Source organism: Reyranella sp. (assembly GCF_030651995.1).
Classification (GTDB): Bacteria; Pseudomonadota; Alphaproteobacteria; order Reyranellales; family Reyranellaceae; genus Reyranella.
In genome coordinates, this window is sequence record NZ_JAUSBN010000032.1 from 15,294 (window position 1) to 31,148 (window position 15,855).

The following is a 15,855-nucleotide window of genomic DNA, read 5'->3' on the forward strand; positions in this document are numbered from 1 at the left end:
CCGGAGGTTGAGATGTCCGACCTGCCCAAGCGGGTGACCATCGACGAGGAGGGCCCTCGCGAGGGCTTCCAGTCGGAAAAGAAGATGATCCCGGTGGCCGACAAGGTCCGCCTCATCGAGGCGCTGGCGGACACCGGGTTGAAGCGCATCGCCTGCGTTTCCTACGTCAATCCCAGGCGCGTGCCGACCATGGCCGACGCCGAGGAAGTGGCCTCCAAGATCGATCGCAAGCCCGGCGTGCAGTACAGCGCGCTATGGCTGAACCAGCAGGGCCTCGAGCGTGCGCTTCGGGGCCCTCTGCACGTCGACGGCGGCGTCCGCGTCACCGCCTCCGACACCTTCTCCCGCAAGAACATCGGCAAGTCGGTACCCGACGCCATGGTCGAGCAGCGCCTGTCGCTCAAGACCTTCAAGGACCGCGGCATGCCGGTCGAATGGGGCGTCATCCTGGGCGCCTTCGGCTGCAATTACGAAGGCGAGCTGTCGACCGAACTGATCCTGCAGCGCGTCCAGCTGGCGCTCGACGAGGCCGAACTGGCCGGTTTCAAGCTGAAGGGCATCAAACTCACCGACGCGATGGGCTGGGCCACGCCCGCCTCCGTCGAACGGCTGATCGGGGCGGTACGGTCGAAGTGGCCCGACCTCGAGATCGCTCTCCATCTCCACGACACCCGCGGCACCGGCGCGGCGGCGGCCTATGCCGGCCTGCGCCTGGGAGTCACGAGGTTCGACGCTTCCGTCGCGGGCCTCGGCGGCTGCCCCTTCGCCGCGACCGACGGCGCGGCCGGCAACATCTGCACCGAGGACTTCGCCTTCATGTGCGAGGAGATGGGCGTGGAGACCGGCCTCGACATCGAGCGGCTGATCGAGGTCGCGAAGCTCGCCGAGGAGATCGTCGGCCGTCCCCTGCCCGGCCACGTCATGCGCGGCGGCACGCTGAAGGCGGCGCGCCGCAGGGCCGCCGCATGAACGTCGAGACCCTGGCCGGCATCGGCCCGGACTCGACTTATGTCAACGTCAAGGACGTGCCGTGGCAGCCGACCCGTTTCCCCGGGATCGACTGGAAGATCCTGATGGAGCAGAAGGAAACCGGCCTCTCGACCGTGCTGATGCGCTGGGCGCCGGGCGCCCGCCTGCCGAAACACGAACATGCGGCGATCGAGCAGACCTATGTGCTCGAGGGCTCGTTTGCCGATCATGCCGGCGTCTGCCGGGCGGGCAACTACGTGTGGCGACGCGCGGGCAGCCGTCACGACGCCTGGACCGACGAAGGCTGCCTCATGCTGGCGGTCTTCCTCAAGCCCAACACCTTTTTCGAGTAGCCGGAAGCCGGACCAGGCGCGGTCTTCGAATAGAACCGGTTCGCGACCTCTGCTAATGCTCCATCGCAGCCGGCCCTGTCGAGGCCGGCGCAAGGGAGGCACAGGCACATGTCAGGCGTTCTGGAAGGCATCCGCGTACTCGATTTCGGCCGCTACATCGCCGGTCCGTTTTGCGGCACGATGCTGGCCGATCTCGGCGCCGAGGTGATCCGCGTCGAGAAGCTCGAGGGCAGCGAGGACCGCTGGGTGACCCCGGTCGTCGAGGGCGGCGAAGGCTCGATGTTCCTCCAGATGGGCCGCAACAAGCTCGGCCTCACCCTCAACCCGATGAAGCCCGAGGGCCGCGAGATCGTGAAGAAGCTGGTGGCGGCTTCCGACGTGGTGATCGCCAACCTGCCCTACGAAGACCTGCAGAAGATGGGCATCGACTACGAGAGCCTCTCGGCCCTCAATCCCCGCATCATCCTCGCCACCACCTCGACCTTCGGGTCGGAAGGCCCCTACAAGACGCGCGTCGGCTTCGACACGATCGGCCAGGCGATGTCCGGCGCCATGTTCCTGTCCGGCGACGGCGAGACGCCGACCCGCATGAACGCCCCGTTCGTCGACTTCGGCACGGCGCTCCTCAACACCGTGGGCGTGCTGGCGGCCCTCATGGAACGCACGAAGAGCGGCAAGGGCCAGAAGGTCGAGACTGCCCTGCTGCGGACCGCCATCAACATCACCAACGGTCATCTGATCGAGCAGGCGATGCTCAACCTCAACCGCATCGCCACCCTCAATCGCGGCTTCACGGCCGGCCCCTCCGACACCTTCAAGTGCAAGGACGGCTGGATCTACGCCATGACGATCGGCCAGCCGCTGTTCGTGCGCTGGTGCAAGCTGATGGGCGACGAGAGCCTCGCCACCGACCCGCGCTTCAAGGACGATCTCGCCCGCGGCGACAATGGCGAGGCCCTGTCGGCGATCATGCAGAAATGGTGCGACAACCGCACCGTCGCGGAAGCGCTGGCAGCCCTCGAGGCCAATCGCATTCCCGCCGGCCCGGTCTACACGCCTCAGCAGGCTCTCGACGACCGGCACGTGCAGGAAGCAGGCTACTTCCACGCGATGGACTATCCCGGCGCCAAGATGGCCGTGCCGGTGCTGCAGGAGCCGGTGAAGCTTTCCCGGACCCCCCTCACCATCCGCCGCCGGGCGCCGACCCTGGGCGAGCATACGGACCAGATCCTGCAGGAACTCGGCTATGGCGCCGAGGATATCGCCAGGCTAAGGGCCGAACGAGTCGTCTGAGGGGCTGATCCAAGGGCTCCTTTTGGCGTATATAGCATCAGGAGCCGACACATGATGCGACGTCTACTGCTGGTACTGATGACCATGGGATGCTGTAGCTCGGCAGGAGCGCTGGCGGCCCAGGACCTGCCGTATGGGGAGAGCCATGTTTTTGCCGCGTTCCGCAACGGCGAACGGATCGGCACGCACACCCTCACCTTCCAGCAGAATGGCGACAAGCGGGTCGTGACGACGTCGATCGACCTTTCGGTCAAGGTGCTCGGCCTGACCATGTATCGCTACCTGCATCGCGGCCAGGAGATCTGGAACGGCAATACTTTCGAGTCGATCTCGACCCAGACCGACGACAACGGCACCAAGTTCGGCGTGAAGGCCCGCCAGGACGCCGGCGGCATCGCGGTCGTCCGCGATGGTGGCAGCGCGCCGAAACTGTCGGCCAACGATGTCGGCTTCCAGCAGGGCGCTGCCCGACAGGAGACCCTTCCCCCGGGACTCATGCCGTCGACCCACTGGAACCTGAACCAGGTGAAGCAGTCGGCGATCCTGAACAGCCAGAACGGCGCGCTCGCGAAGGTCCAGATAACACCGCGGGGCCGCGAGACGGTCAAGACGGCGAAAGGCACCTTGGAAGCGACGCGCTACACCTATTCCGGCGACGTGCAGATGGATCAGTGGTTCGATGACCGCGGCCGTTGGGTGAAAGCCGCATTCAAGGGTTCCGACGGGTCGACGATCGAGTACATACTGCAGGAATGACCCCTGCAGATTGTTTCGCGAAGCTGCCCGCCCTGCTCTCTGACGATACGGACCTGTTGCGCCGAGGCCGTTGGCTGAACGTCGACTGCAGGATCGACATCGGCAGCGAGCCCTTCCACCTGACGATCGCCCAGGGCGCCCTCGCCGCCTTCGATCGCGGCCCGAGGCTGATGCGCTCCACCGCCTTCACCGTGCGCGCCACGGACGAGGCGTGGTGTAATCACTGGAAGAGAATGCCCGAGCCCGGCTGGCACGACCTGTTCGCGCTGACGAAGCGCGGCGCCGCCTCGTTCGAAGGCGACCTGCGGCCGCTGCTGCAGAACCTGCAATACTTCAAGGACCTGCTGGCCCTGCCCCGCCGTCTCCCGGAGGCATCCTGACATGGCACCCGCTCTCGACCCCATGATCGGCCGCTACGTGCGGCTCGACATCGACGGCACGCCGCATCGGCTCTACTTCGAGGAGGCCGGCAGCGGAATCCCTCTCGTGTGCCTGCACACGGCGGGCGCCGACAGTCGCCAGTTCCGCCATCTTCTCGCCGATCCCGAGATCACGAGCCGCTTCCGCGTGATTGCGTTCGACATGCCCTGGCACGGCAAGTCGACACCGCCCGACGGCTGGGAAAAGACCGAGTACCGGCTGACCACCGCCTCCTATACGGCCGCCATCCGCGCCTTCTGCCAGGCCCTGGAACTCGACCGTCCCGTTGTGATGGGTTGCTCGATCGGCGGTCGCATCGTGCTCAATCTCGCGATCGCACACGCCGCCGAGTTCCGTGCTCTCGTGGCGCTGGAGGCCGCGGACTTCCAGCAACCCTGGTATGACACGGCCTGGCTGCACCGTCCCGACGTGCATGGCGGCGAAGTCTGCGCCGCCCTGATCTCGGGCCTGATCGCGCCGCAGAGCCCTCCCGTCAGCCGCCACGAGACGCTGTGGATGTACATGCAGGGCGGCCCCGGCATCTTCAAAGGCGACCTGTATTTCTACCGGGTCGACGGCGACCTGCGCGAGAAGGTGAAGTCGATCGACACGACCGTCTGCCCGCTCTACCTCCTGACCGGCGAGTACGATTTCTCCTGCACCGCCGATGACACGCTGCGCACCGCCGCCCAGATCCCCGGCGCGCAGGTGCAGGTCATGAAGGAACTGGGCCACTTCCCGATGAGCGAGAACCCGGCCAGGTTCCGCGAATACATCCTGCCCGTCCTCACGAAGATCGCGGCCGCAAGAGCTTAGAGCGGCTTGATTTGAGAAGGAATCGAAAGGGATTCCCCTTCGATGGGTTGATCTGATTCCGTTGCGTGGCCGAACTCGCCGGGGGCAGCCCCTGCTCGCCAAGGTGCCGCATGGAAGCTGGCCGTCCGTGACCTTCCTGGCGCCGGCATGGCACGATCGCGGCGAGGCACCGTGGCTCATCGAGGGGCCGATCAACGGCGAAAGCCGCCACCTCTCCATCGATCGCGCACTCGTTCCGCCCCTGCGCCCGGCCCCATCGTCGAGGCGCACAAACGAAATAAACGAAACAACTGATTCCTGGGGGGCGCCCCCCGGAATTCGGCGCGAATGCCTCTCATTCAGGGCATGCGCTGCTGGTAAAGGTTTCCCGACGTCGGGCGGCGAGGGTCGACAGGTCGACCATCAGAGGATCTGGAAGACCTCGTAGACCGGTCCGGAGGGATCGCGCCGGCCGGTCGAGACGCAGACGATGCGGTTGAGGAAGCGGTACTTCTCCGACGCCGTCTCGAACCAGGGCGTGGCGCGGAAGTAATACTGGCTGGGATCGACCTTCACGCCCATGTTGAGCTGCTCCATCACCCAGGCCGGTCCGTGCCGCATGCCGCGGTAGCTCATGTAGATGAGGTGTCCGTCGTCGGTCTTGAGCGTGAGCCGTACGTCGAGCTGCAGGATGCCGTCGCGTCGCAGCAGCAGCCAGTCGCCGGCCGGCGCGGGCAGGACCGTGCCGCGCAATTCCTCGCCCGCGAACGTGCCTCCCGTCACGGTCGCGATGCGCCGGCGGCCATAGGGCGTCTCGCCGACATCGACCAGGTTCGGATCGACCTGGAGGGCAAGCGTGAAGAGATGGGTGGAACGGAGAGTCGGTTCGGTCATGCTTGTCCTCAGATCCTGGCTGTCCGGCCTTCCCAGTAGGGAGCCCGCAGTTCACGCTTCATGATCTTGCCGATGGTGCTGCGCGGAAGCGAGTCGCGAAACTCGACGGCGACGAGGCGCTGCGTCTTGCTGAGCTGGTCGTTCGCCCACGCGCGCACGGCCTCCTCGCCAACCGTCGCGCCGGCGCGGCGTACGCACAGGGCCATCGGCGATTCGCCCCACTGGTCGCTCGGCACGCCGATCACGGCGACGTCGATCACGTCTGGATGCTTCAGCAGCAGCACCTCGATGTCGGCGGCATAGACGTTGAAGCCGCCCGAGATGATCATGTCCTTCTTGCGATCGAGCAGGATCAGGAACCCGTCCTCGTCGAGCCTGCCCATGTCGCCGGACTTGAAGAAAAGCCGGCCGTCGGCGTCGTACCAGAACAGTTCGCGCGTCTTGTCGTCCTGCTTGTAGTAGCCCTTCATCATCATCTCGGCGCGACCGGCGATTTCGCCGACCTCGCCCTGTGGCAGTTCCCGGCCCTGCTCGTCGAGAACCTTCAGTTCGACGCCGAAGCCCGGCTTGCCGACCGTGTGGAGCTTGTCGGGATGCAGGTTGGCTTCGAGCATGCAGCTCCCGCCGCCTTCGGTCAGGCCGTAGATCTCGATCAGCCGGCCGGGCCAGCGCTTCAGGCAGTCGGCCTTCACCTGGGCGCGCAGCGGCGCGCTGGTCGAGAGCTTGGCCTTGAAGGCACCGAGGTCGTAACTGTCGAAATCGGGATGGGCCAGGATGCGCTGGTACTGCACCGGCACGAGCATGGCATGCGTGGCCCGCTCGGCCTGGGCCAGTTCGAGGAACTTCACCACGTCGGACTTGCGCATCAGGATCGACGTGCCGCCCACCCCCACGGTCGCCAGCAAGGCCACGAGCGTGGTGTTCGAATAGAGCGGCGTCGAAACCAGCGAGATCGTGTCCGGCCCGTAGTCGAAGGCCGGGAAGCGCACGGGAAGCTGGCTGCGCAGAGCATGCGAATGAAGGATGCCCTTGGGCAGACCGGTCGTGCCGGAACTGTAGATGATGTTGAAGTCGTCCAGCGGACCGATCGCGGTCTCGAACGGCGCATCACTCGCCGGTGCGAGCCAGTCCTCGAAACCCTGCCAGCCCGGCCGGGCAAAATCGTAGGCAATGCGACCGCCGGCCACCAGCTTGCCTAGACGTCCCTCATAGGGCTCGACCAGCGCGCGATACTGGTCCGACAGGAACAGGACCTTGGCGTCGCAATCGTCGAGCATCTTCTCGAGCGCATCGGCGGCCGCCATGGTCGACAGCGGCACGACGCAGACGCCGGCCCGCAGGCCGCCCATGAAGGTCTCAAGATACTCGATCGAGTTGGCGGCGAGGATGGCGATCTTGTCGCCGCGCCCCAGGCCCATCTCCGACAGCCGCCGGGCGATCCGGTTGATGCGCCCATAGAACGCCCGCCAACTCCGCACGACGCCGTCGCACTTCACCGCCGGCTTGTCCGGATGGCTCCTCGCATGCCGCGCAATGTAGGCCGGGATCGACGTGAACTCGGGAATGTCGTCGATGACCGGCTGCGGAACGACGGGCTGGTCGGCGCTCACGGCCGACCTACTTCTTGGGCTCGACCGTCTCCACCGGGCCACCGGCCTTCTTCCAGGCGCCGAAGCCGCCCTCGAAATGGGCAACCGGGGTGAGACCCATGTCCTGCGCCGTCTTGGTCGACAGGGCCGAGCGCCAGGCGCCGGCGCAGAAGAACACGAACTTGTTGCCGGTCTGGAAATAGTCTTTGGCGTAGGGGCTGTGCGGATCGATCCACATTTCGAGCATGCCGCGCGTCACGTTGATGGCGCCGGGAATGGTCCCGTCGCGCCACAGTTCGCGCGGATCGCGGATGTCGATGAAGGTCACGCCCGGCTGGCCATGAATCTTCATCGCGTCGGCCAGCGACAGTGTCTCGATCTGGCTGTTGGCCTCGTCGACCATCTGCTGGACTGTCTTCTTGACTTCGAGCGGCATCGAACCCTCCTACGCGCTTCCTTCGAGCGTCAGTAGCATTTTGGCCGCAGCGCGCAAACGACGGCCACCTCGCCGCGTGAAAATCGCGCCGGCTATTTTCCGCCGGCCTCGGGGATGGTCTTCATCTCCTCGAGCCAGACGTCGGGGCTGCCGTCGGACGGCGCCCGCCAGTCGCCGCGCGGCGAAAGCGAACCGCCGGACGAGATCTTCGGTCCGTTGGGCAGCGCCGAACGCTTGAACTGGTTGGTGAAGAAGCGCCGCAGGAACAGCGCGAGCCAGCCGCGGATTTCCTCCAGCGTGTAGGCGCGGCGCGTTCCGTCCGGCAGGTTGGCCGGCCAGGCGCCCTTCTCGATGTCATGCCAGGCATTCCAGGCGAGGAAGGCGATCTTCGACGGCCGGTAGCCCAGCCGCGTCAGGTAGAACAGATTGAAATCCTGCAGCGCGTAGGGACCCACGAAGCTCTCCGTGGCCTGCACCACGCCCTTCTCGCCGGCCGGGATCAGCTCGGGCGAGATCTCGGTGTTCAGGATGTCGTGCAGGATCTCCGCCGTGTCCTTGCTGACGTCGCCGGAGGCGGCGACGAATCGGATCAGGTGCTGAATCAAGGTCTTCGAGACCGAGCCGTTGGGATTGTAGTGGGACATGTGATCGCCCACGCCATAGGTGCACCAGCCCAGCCCCAGCTCGGAAAGATCGCCGGTGCCGACCACCATGCCGCGCTGCTGGTTGGCCAGGCGGAACAGATAGTCGGTGCGCAGACCCGCCTGCACGTTCTCGAAGGTCACGTCGTAGACCTTCTCTCCCTTGCCGAACGGATGGCCGATGTCGGCCAGCATCTGGGTCGCGGCCGGCTTGATGTCGATCTCGGCCGCGGTGACGCCCAGCGCCTTCATCAGCCGCCAGGCATTGGTGTACGTCTTGTCGGAGGTGCCGAAGCCCGGCATCGTGTAGGCGAGGACGTTCTTGCGGCTGAGGCCCAGCTGATCCATCGCGCGGCAGGCGACGATCAGGGCGTGCGTCGAATCGAGGCCGCCCGACACGCCGATCACGGCGTTCTCCGTGCGGCTCGACTGGAGCCGCTGCGCCAGCCCCTGGACCTGGATGTTGTAGGCCTCGTAGCAATTGTCGCGCAGCTTGGCGGGATCCGACGGCACGTAAGGGAAGCGCTCGACGGCGCGATCGAGCGCGACGCGGTCCTTCGGCGGATCGAACGCGAACCGGACCTGCCGGAAACGCTCGACCCGCCCCTTCTCCTGCAGCGCGCAATCGGCGAAGCCGTTGTAGCGCAGGCGCTCCTGGCGGATGCGGCCGACATCGACGTCGGCCTGGATGATCGTCGACTCCCTCTCGAAGCGCGACGACTCGACCAGCTGGTCTCCCACTTCATAGATCGCGGCGTGGCCGTCCCAGGCGAGGTCGGTCGTCGATTCGCCCGGTCCCGACGCCGAATAGGCGTAGGCCGCGACTGCCCGCATCGACTGGCTGCCGCACAGCAGCCGCCGCGCCTCGGCCTTGCCGATCGTGATGTTGCTGGCGGACAGGTTGACCAGAAGCTCGGCGCCCGCCAGCGCCGCGTGGCTCGAGGGCGGGATCGGCACCCAGACGTCCTCGCAGATCTCCACGTGGAAAGTGAGATCGAGGCCGGTCGCCTTGAACAGCAGGTCGGTGCCGAAGGGCACGGTTTGCCCGGCCAGGTCGAGCTCATCGCAGATGACGTTGGCGCCCGAGATGAAATGGCGCTTCTCGTAGAACTCGCGATAGTTCGGCAGGTAGGTCTTGGGCACCACGCCCAGCACCTTGCCGCGATGGACGACGACCGCCGTGTTGTAGAGGCGGTTCGACACGCGCAGCGGCGCCCCGACGACCAGGACGGGGAAGAGGTCGCGCGACGCCTCGACGACCGTGGCGATCGACCGCTCGACCTCGTCGAGCAACGCGTCCTGCAGCAGCAGGTCCTCGATGGCGTAGGAGGAGAGCCCCAGTTCGGGAAAGACCATGACGGCCGCCCGTGCCGCGTCGCCCTGCGCCGCGAGCTTCAGCGTCTCGGCCAGATTATAGGCCGCATCGGCCACGCGGGTGCGCGGCACGCAGCAGGCCACGCGCACGAACTCATGGGAATAGAGCGAGAAGAAATCGGACATCGGAACTCCAGCCATTCCCTACTGGTGCCTTGGACACCGGTTCCAATCAAGAGGTCCTGGCAAGAAGCCGATGGTTGGCGGCAAAGGCATCGAACCGGTGGTTAACCACGCGCGCCAACCTGATTGCGCCGGGCGAGCACCTGAGTTGCCCACCGCCCGCTCGCGAGGAGCCATCTGCGTGACCACCTACCAGCTTGTTCTTTTCTGATTGCCCGTCTGCTGACCGTCTTTGTTGCCCTTATTGCCGATAGAGCGGGTCAACTCCTTCAGGGTTCCGAAGCGCTGAAGCATGGGAGCGGCGTACGCTCTTTTGCCGGCCACGGACTCGGTACGATGATCTGAATTGTCGTTCATGCTACCAGGCTCGCCGGGGGAGCAGACTGTCACGGCATCGCCCACAGCGCAATCGAGCGTCCCGCCCGAGCGTCGGAGGTGACGTAAGGTTGACGCCCCGGAGCAGATCGAGCGCCGAGTTCAGCGCTGACTTGACGTCGATCAGCGCTCTCTCACCCTTTCGCCTTGATGCCTGGCCGGGACGGCTGCGGCGTTCAAACGGGGAGGCGCCGCAGCTGGCATAGTTTAGCCGCCGAGGCTGTCAGGCTCTGGCACGGCCCGAGCCTTTTCGCCGTCGGTCGTTCGAGGGTGAATGTGATGCAAGAGCCTGGCGAGCGGTTCCCGCGTAGCGTCTCCCGACAGGCGGACGGTCGATTCGAACACCTCGTGCTGCACGTTCGCTGGCAGTCCGCCCCAGAGTGCGGTCACAGCGCGCCCAAGCGCCGTTGTCAGTTCTTCTGGGCTCATAATTCCCTCCTGGTCTACGCCCCCCGGCCCGGTCTTGTCGGGCGCCTCGCGGGGGACGCCTGGTCGACATCGGGGAACGGCACCAAACCCTTAAGGTTGCGTGCTCGAGACAGCGCCCCGCGGACGGCGCCGACCTGGAGAAATGGGAGAAGGCGATGGTGGGCGCGACAGGGATCGAACCTGTGGCCACTGCCATGTCAAGACAGTGCTCTACCGCTGAGCTACGCGCCCATCACCTACTGTTGCCGGGGTTGAGGACCAACCGGTAACGCGGAAGCCCGGTCGTCTACATTGCCGCAAACGGATTGGCAAGAGCGCGAGGGTGACGTGCGCTGTCACACCCGCTATGAGCATGGGATGGATTTTCTTCCGGTCCTGCCCGATCACGAGGCCCTGGATTGCCGGCTGCCGGCGCACCAGACGGTTCCGGTGGTCGTGGCCTCGCCGCACAGCGGCTCGATCTATCCTGCGGCCTTTCTCGAGCAGGCCGCCGTTCCGCTCGCGGCCCTTCGCCGGGCGGAAGACGCCTTCGTCGACGAGCTTTTCGCCGCCGCTCCCTCGCTCGGCATGCCGTTGCTGGCCGCCCGCTTTCCCCGCTCCTACGTCGATGCCAACCGCGAACCCTATGAACTCGATCCGGCGATGTTCGAGGGCCCGCTGCCGCGCCCGCTGAACCATCGCACCACCCGGGTGGCCGCCGGTCTCGGCATGATCCCGCGGGTGGCTGCCACTGGCGAGGCGATCTACCGTGGCCGTGTCCCCTCCGACATGATCGAGCATCGGCTGGAAACCTGCTGGCGGCCCTATCACCAGACTCTTTCCCTGCTGGTCGAGCACACCTACAGCACTTTCGGCGGCGCGCTGCTGATCGATGCTCATTCGATGCCCTCCTCGGCCTCCACCCTGGGCACGCGGGACCGGGACCAGCGGGTCGATATCGTGCTGGGCGACAATCATGGGGAAGCCTGCGCGCCCGAATTCACCGCCGCCGCAGAGCGATGGTTCCGCGCACGCGGCCTGCGCGTTCTGCGCAACCAACCCTATGCGGGCGGCTTCACGACCCAACGCTATGGCCGGCCGGCACTGGCCCGCCACACGCTGCAAATCGAGATCAATCGGGCGCTCTACATGGACGAGGCCCGGCATGAGAGACTTCCGACCGCGGGCGTTCTCGCCCGCCTCATTACCGGCCTGCTCGAGGAAATGGGTCAACAGGCCCAGGAAACCTTGCAGCCGCCCCGGCCTCTGGCCGCCGAATAAAACCCACGGGCCTAGCCGTTCAGGCAAAAAAAAGGGCCGTGACAAGCACGGCCCGAGTTTAGGGAGGAAACGCCCAAGACGGGCATACAGCAAACAATGCGGCTACCGAGGTAGCGTTTGCTGCCCTCAAAGAATGGTGCACCTGCGAAGAGAATGCAAGGGCGAAAAAGAGCCCTGAATTCACATATTTAGCGTTCGTTGATGTCGAGCCGGAGGTGTTGCGTTTTTGCAACGCACAATAATAGTGCGACGCAGCTTTGCACTGGAAGCATTGCTTCAGCAAACGCGCGAGGTCGGGTTTTCTATAGGATGTTCAAAGACTTAAGACCTGGATGGAGGGGTTGTTGGCCAAGAAGTTCGTAGTCGCAATGATGATGCACGAGACCAATACGTTCTCGCCCCTGCCCACCCCCATCGAATCCTTCGCCCGAGGCGGCGGCTTGGGTGCCCTGAACGGGCCTGATGCCATCAAGGAGGCCGAAGGCACCAACACCTCGCTGGGCGGCTTCATCGAGGTCGCCCGCAAGGCGGGCGCCGAGTTCACCGTGCCCATGGCCGCTTCTGCCCATCCGTCGGGCCTGGTCACCAAGGCGGCATACGAACAGATGACCAATGCCATTGTGGACGAGGTCAAGAAGGGCTGCGACGCCGTCCTGCTGGCGCTGCACGGCGCCATGGTCGCCGAGCACTACGATGACGGCGAAGGCGAGCTGCTGAACCGCATCCGCAGGATCGCGCCCGACGTGCCGATCGCCGTGGCGCTCGATTTCCACACCCAGATGACCGACGCCATGGTCAACGGCGCCACGATCCTGACGGGTTACCGGACCTATCCCCATATCGACATGGCCGACACGGCCCGCCGGGCCGGCCGCACGCTGATCCGTACCCTGGCCGGCGAGGTCGAGCCGACGATGGTCTGGGGCAACCGCCCGATCATGAGCAGCTCGCTGGTCCACACGCCCTCGCGCGAGCCCATGAAGACGTTGATGGGCATGGCCAACCAGGCCGAGGATACCGGCGAGGTCCTGAATGCCTCGGTATTCGGCGGCTTCCCGCAGGCCGACATCCCCCACCTCGCCCTCTCGTCGGTAATCGTCTGCGACAAGCGGACCGCCGAGGGAGAGATCCTGCTCAACCGGATCCTCGATACGGCCTGGGAAAAGCGTGAAGGCTTCCTGTTTCATCCCGAGCCGCTCTCGGTCCAGGTCGGGCGCGCCAAGGGCTACACCGACTATCCTGTCGTCATGGCAGACCATGGCGACAACACCGCCTCGGGCGGCACCCAGGACGTGATGAGCGTCATCGAGGAGGCCATGAAGCAGGAGCTCGAGGATGCCTGCGCCGGCCCGATCTGCGATCCGGCGTGCGTCGATCAGATGATCAAGGCGGGAGTCGGTGCCGAAGTGACGCTGGAACTGGGCGGCAAGATCGACATGCCGGCCATGGGCCTCAAGGGCAAGCCGCTCAAGGTCACCGGCAAGGTGAAGGCCATCACCGACGGACAGTTCACCGTGACCGGCCCGATGGCGACCGGCACCACGGTGCGCATGGGTCGCACCGCCGTGCTCGACACCGGCAAGATGCAGATCGTCGTGTCGGAGAAGCGTGCCGAACCCTACGACCTCGGCGTCTTCACCCACTGCGGCATCGATCCGCGGCGCAAGAAGTACGTGCTCATCAAGTCGCGCCAGCATTTCCGCGCCGGCTTCGAACCGATCGCCAAGCACATCGTGATGTGCGACGGCGACGGCTGCACCGCCTCCGACCTCAAGCTGTTCAAGTACGAGCGGGTCAAGCGCCCGCTCTACCCGTTCGACCTCGACATGCGGCTCGGCCGCAACGAAGCCTAGGAGCCCCCATGGCCACTTACGACATCGTCATCCGCAACGGCCAGGTGGCCGACGGAACAGGCAGGAAGCTCTTCGCCGCCGACGTGGCGGTGAAGGGCGACCGCATCGTCGCGATCGATGCGCCCGGCACGCTCCGCGGCGACAACGAGATCGACGCCACGGGCAAGGTCGTGGCGCCGGGCTTCATCGACGTCCACACGCATGACGACACCGCCCTGATCGACAATCCGACGATGGCGATGAAGGCCAGCCAGGGCGTCACCACCGTGGTGTGCGGCAATTGCGGCGTCTCTGCCGCGCCGTACGTCCGGCCCGACGTCGGCCACTGGATGTCGCTGATCATCAAGAAGAAGGAGAATCTCTCCAAGGACTTCGCGTCCTTCGCGGGCAAGGTCGATGCGGCGAAGCCGGCGATCAACGGCGCCTTCCTGATCGGCCACGGCACGCTGCGCATCAACTCGATGGGCGACGACCTCAACCGGGTCGCCACGGCGGGCGAGATGAAGCAGATGCGCGAACTGCTCGACCAGAGCCTCGAGCAGGGCGCGATCGGCATGTCGAGCGGCCTGTTCTATGCCGTGTCCAGCCACGCCTCGACCGACGAAGTGGTCGAAGTGGCCACCCCACTCGGCCGCTGGGGCGGCGTCTACACCGCCCACATGCGCGACGAGGGCGATCATATCCTGAAGGCGATGGACGAGACCTTCGAGATCGGCCGCCGCGTCGGCGCCGAGATCATCGTCTCGCACCACAAGTGCTCGGGCCGCTCCAATTTCGGGCGCATGAAGGAGACGCTGCCGCACTTCGAGGAGGCGATGAAGAAGCAGCAGATCGCCTTCGACGTTTACCCGTACGTCGCGGGTTCGACGATCCTGCGCAGCGACATGCTGGATCGTGCCGACAAGGTGCTGATCACCTGGTCCGACAAGGTCGAGGGCATGAGCGGGCGTGACCTCAGGGAGATCGCGGACGAGATGGGGTGCTCGATGAAGGAAGCCGCCGACCGCATCCAGCCCGCCGGCGCCATCTACTTCATGATGGACGAAAAGGACGTGCAGGCCGCGATGTCCCATCCCGGCGCAATGATCGGCTCGGACGGCATCCCTTTCGACGCCCATCCGCATCCGCGCCTTTGGGGCACCTTCCCGCGCGTCCTCGGCCACTACTCGCGCGACCTCGGGCTCTTCCCGCTCGAAGACGCGGTGCGTCGCATGACGTCGTATTCGGCGCAGCGCTTCCATCTCGCCAAGCGCGGTGAGGTAAGGACCGGCTTCTACGCAGATCTCTGCGTCTTCGATCCGGCGACGGTGATCGACACGGCCACCTTCGAGAAACCGATCTCGCCGGCCCGGGGCATCGACACGGTAATCTGCAACGGCGCCTTCGCCTGGCGCGACGGCAAGCCGGGCGGCGGCCAAGCCGGCCGTGCGCTCAACCGGCAGGCCATGCAGGCGGAGGACAAGGCGTAAGCCTTGTCCGAAGTCCTGAGCGCAGCGAAGGAACTGCTACAAAAAAAATCCCTCGGCTACGCTCGGGATGACACCGAGGTTGTCGCGGGCAGAATACAATCTCAGTCGTTGCCTTCGTCGCGGCGGGTGCGTTCCATCCGCTCGTGGCGCTCCTGCGCCTCGACGGACAAGGTCGCGATCGGCCGGGCCTCCAGGCGCTTCAGCGAGATCGGCTCGCCGGTCTCCTCGCAATAACCGTAGGTGCCTTCGTCGATCGACTTGACCGCCTGGTCGATCTTGGAGATCAGCTTGCGGAAACGATCCCTCGTCCGCAACTCCAGCGAGCGGTCGGTCTCGGCGGTCGCGCGATCGGCAAGATCGGGCTGCGCCAGACTCTCTTCCTGCATGTTCTGGAGGGTCTGATTGGATTCCTCGATCAGCTCATCCTTCCACTTGAGCAGCTTCTGCCGGAAGTACTCCTGCTGCATCGGATTCATGAAAGCTTCACGTTCTGACGGCCGATAATTCTGCGGCAACGTAATCGACATCGTCGGCAACTCCACTCGAAGCCACGACAGTCCGCCCGGGAAAGGCGGACCCTTTTCGAAGCGCGCGGAGTATAGGGACGGACCTTCCCGGAGCAAGAACGTTTCGGGGCCGACAGCCGATTCAGCCGTGCAGTGCAACAATTACAGCGGTTGTAATAATACCAACCGCCAGAATTTGTGACTCTTGGGGGATTCCGGTTGGAATCGAGTTGTGATTCTCTTCTGTCTCTTCGGACGAGGAGGTCATCATGGCTCTGGAGGTCACTCGGCTAGAACTTTCGGCATGCGACCTTCGGTGT

At 65.3% G+C, this 15,855-nt stretch carries 15 protein-coding genes and 1 tRNA gene; 9 read left to right on the forward strand and 7 right to left on the reverse strand.

Going from position 1 to position 15,855, the window contains the following annotated elements:
• Positions 1-12: 12 nt before the first annotated feature.
• The 6 genes from Q7V45_RS08755 (at position 13) to Q7V45_RS08780 (ending at position 4,607) form a co-directional block, all read left to right on the forward strand.
• A complete protein-coding gene (locus tag Q7V45_RS08755; RefSeq protein WP_304850212.1) occupies positions 13-969 on the forward strand; it encodes a hydroxymethylglutaryl-CoA lyase in 957 nt (318 codons plus the stop codon).
• Positions 966-1,322: a cupin domain-containing protein gene (locus Q7V45_RS08760; RefSeq protein ID WP_304850216.1), complete on the forward strand. Its 357-nt coding sequence runs from the start codon at positions 966-968 to the stop codon at positions 1,320-1,322. Before Q7V45_RS08755 ends, Q7V45_RS08760 begins: the two co-directional genes overlap by 4 nt.
• Before the next feature lie 108 nt (positions 1,323-1,430).
• Complete coding sequence (locus Q7V45_RS08765) at positions 1,431-2,615, forward strand: CaiB/BaiF CoA-transferase family protein (protein ID WP_304850219.1); 1,185 nt, start codon at positions 1,431-1,433, stop codon at positions 2,613-2,615.
• A gap of 51 nt (positions 2,616-2,666) precedes the next feature.
• Positions 2,667-3,371, forward strand: coding sequence for a DUF6134 family protein (locus tag Q7V45_RS08770; RefSeq protein WP_304850222.1), 705 nt, complete (start codon positions 2,667-2,669; stop codon positions 3,369-3,371).
• 56 nt (positions 3,372-3,427) lie between these two features.
• Positions 3,428-3,751 (forward strand): hypothetical protein, encoded by a 324-nt coding sequence (locus Q7V45_RS08775; RefSeq protein WP_304850225.1) that lies wholly within the window; start codon positions 3,428-3,430, stop codon positions 3,749-3,751.
• A gap of 1 nt (position 3,752) precedes the next feature.
• Positions 3,753-4,607, forward strand: a complete 855-nt coding sequence (locus tag Q7V45_RS08780; protein ID WP_304850228.1) for an alpha/beta fold hydrolase — start codon at positions 3,753-3,755, stop codon at positions 4,605-4,607.
• Positions 4,608-5,009: 402 nt separating this feature from the next.
• On the opposite strand, the gene Q7V45_RS08785 is transcribed toward Q7V45_RS08780, so the two are convergent.
• The 6 genes from Q7V45_RS08785 to Q7V45_RS08805 all read right to left on the reverse strand — a co-directional run bounded on the left by Q7V45_RS08785 (position 5,010) and on the right by Q7V45_RS08805 (position 10,678).
• A complete protein-coding gene (locus Q7V45_RS08785) occupies positions 5,010-5,480 on the reverse strand; it encodes a DUF3237 domain-containing protein (RefSeq protein ID WP_304850230.1) in 471 nt (156 codons plus the stop codon).
• A gap of 8 nt (positions 5,481-5,488) precedes the next feature.
• A complete protein-coding gene (locus Q7V45_RS08790) occupies positions 5,489-7,090 on the reverse strand; it encodes a class I adenylate-forming enzyme family protein (protein WP_304850232.1) in 1,602 nt (533 codons plus the stop codon).
• 7 nt (positions 7,091-7,097) lie between these two features.
• On the reverse strand, positions 7,098-7,505 hold the full coding sequence (locus tag Q7V45_RS08795) for a rhodanese-like domain-containing protein (protein ID WP_304850234.1): 408 nt from the start codon (positions 7,503-7,505) through the stop codon (positions 7,098-7,100).
• Between the two features lie 92 nt (positions 7,506-7,597).
• Positions 7,598-9,646, reverse strand: coding sequence for an NAD(+) synthase (locus tag Q7V45_RS08800; RefSeq protein WP_304850237.1), 2,049 nt, complete (start codon positions 9,644-9,646; stop codon positions 7,598-7,600).
• A gap of 186 nt (positions 9,647-9,832) precedes the next feature.
• Positions 9,833-10,000 (reverse strand): lasso RiPP family leader peptide-containing protein, encoded by a 168-nt coding sequence (locus tag Q7V45_RS27035; RefSeq protein ID WP_370692577.1) that lies wholly within the window; start codon positions 9,998-10,000, stop codon positions 9,833-9,835.
• Between the two features lie 603 nt (positions 10,001-10,603).
• Positions 10,604-10,678, reverse strand: a tRNA-Val gene (locus Q7V45_RS08805).
• 126 nt (positions 10,679-10,804) lie between these two features.
• Here Q7V45_RS08805 and Q7V45_RS08810 point away from each other — a divergent pair.
• The 3 genes from Q7V45_RS08810 (at position 10,805) to Q7V45_RS08820 (ending at position 15,029) form a co-directional block, all read left to right on the forward strand.
• Positions 10,805-11,707: an N-formylglutamate amidohydrolase gene (locus Q7V45_RS08810; RefSeq protein ID WP_304850240.1), complete on the forward strand. Its 903-nt coding sequence runs from the start codon at positions 10,805-10,807 to the stop codon at positions 11,705-11,707.
• A gap of 344 nt (positions 11,708-12,051) precedes the next feature.
• Positions 12,052-13,560: a M81 family metallopeptidase gene (locus Q7V45_RS08815; protein ID WP_304850242.1), complete on the forward strand. Its 1,509-nt coding sequence runs from the start codon at positions 12,052-12,054 to the stop codon at positions 13,558-13,560.
• An 8-nt stretch (positions 13,561-13,568) separates the two neighbouring features.
• Positions 13,569-15,029 carry an amidohydrolase family protein gene (locus tag Q7V45_RS08820; RefSeq protein ID WP_304850245.1) on the forward strand — a complete coding sequence of 487 codons (1,461 nt, stop codon included), beginning with the start codon at positions 13,569-13,571 and terminating at the stop codon, positions 15,027-15,029.
• A 101-nt stretch (positions 15,030-15,130) separates the two neighbouring features.
• Here the strand turns inward: Q7V45_RS08820 and dksA are convergent, their stop codons facing one another.
• Positions 15,131-15,556 carry an RNA polymerase-binding protein DksA gene (gene dksA, locus Q7V45_RS08825; RefSeq protein WP_304850248.1) on the reverse strand — a complete coding sequence of 142 codons (426 nt, stop codon included), beginning with the start codon at positions 15,554-15,556 and terminating at the stop codon, positions 15,131-15,133.
• Positions 15,557-15,855: the final 299 nt, after the last annotated feature.